Origin of the sequence: Mesorhizobium sp. M7A.F.Ca.MR.362.00.0.0 (assembly GCF_004023175.1) — a bacterium.
Taxonomy (GTDB): domain Bacteria; phylum Pseudomonadota; class Alphaproteobacteria; order Rhizobiales; family Rhizobiaceae; genus Mesorhizobium.
In genome coordinates, this window is record NZ_RZTF01000795.1 from 1 (window position 1) to 1,041 (window position 1,041).

Below are 1,041 nucleotides of genomic sequence, written 5' to 3' on the forward strand. Positions count from 1 at the left end.
GCGCCTGCACAGGCCTGGCCGGTGATCGCCGCCGGAACGGCGGAGGGTCGAGGAGGAACTTGACCGTCATCAACCATGCTTATGACGCCGGCGGAACGACAGGTCTGTTGCTCCAGACCCTGCTCGAAACCGGGGTGCATACCGATCCGCCGGGAACTGGCGCAGACGCTCCGGCTTCATATCGGCGTCCGCCATGCCCTACACCTACAGCCGCCAGCGCATCGGCCAGATCGTTCCCCAGATTTCAGGGAAGGCCCGGATCACCAAGCGGGTCTATCCGCACCTTCTGCACTACACCATGGCGACGAAACTGAGGTGGCTCGTCATGGACATCACCGATGTGCAGCGTTTCCTTGGCCACGAGAATATCGAGACGACGCGACATTGCGCCGGAACTACGGCCGCGACCTGCGCCGGAAATTCGATCAGATCACGGACCAAGGCTGCGCAGGCCTTGTTCGGGCGTCCGGCACACTCGCGGTGATGATGCCACCTTCTGGGGGCCAACCTGCTTTCGATAGATCAGGTCGCCAGGTCCGTCACATCTGCTGGTGCATGAGGATCAGATGTTCGCTCTGCCGCAGGCGATCATTCACTTTCCGCTCCTCGAACGACTGGCCCAGCAGAGTAGCTCGGCCTTTGATCCGAAAGAGCAATTCCTGCAATTCCCCAGCGCGGTCCGGATCATCGAGGACCGCAAGGGACCGGGTGTCGCCGATTTCCGTGATGAATTCCAATGCTGTGGCGAGATCCTCATGGAGGTCAGGCCCGAGCGCCTCGTCCCTCTGCCACATCCAGGCTCCCGGTCCACCACAATCCTCAGGCGGACAGTTGCTTTCGCCGCCCGTACACGCCGGATAGTGAGCGCCGTGTTTGACAGGCCGGCGCTCCTCTAGCCGGACCTCGTGCTCCCAGGGGGTGTTGAGGTCGTACTCATACAGGAACCGGCTGCCCTTACGCAGTTGCAGATTGCCAAGTGTGACAACCGGAGAGCGGGCACCCGCCTCCCACGAGCCGTACCGCACCGTGTGAATGACGAAC

Annotated in this window: 2 protein-coding genes; one reads left to right on the top strand and one right to left on the bottom strand. The window is 62.2% G+C overall.

Features of this window, described 5'->3' with window-relative positions; translation table 11 throughout:
* Nucleotides 1-178 precede the first annotated feature (178 nt).
* Nucleotides 179-484 (top strand): tyrosine-type recombinase/integrase, encoded by a 306-nt coding sequence (locus EOC06_RS37740; protein ID WP_280953401.1) that lies wholly within the window; start codon nucleotides 179-181, stop codon nucleotides 482-484.
* 55 nt (nucleotides 485-539) lie between these two features.
* On the opposite strand, the gene EOC06_RS37745 is transcribed toward EOC06_RS37740, so the two are convergent.
* A partial coding sequence (locus EOC06_RS37745; RefSeq protein WP_206631363.1) for a plasmid pRiA4b ORF-3 family protein occupies nucleotides 540-1,041 on the bottom strand: 502 nt, incomplete at its 5' end.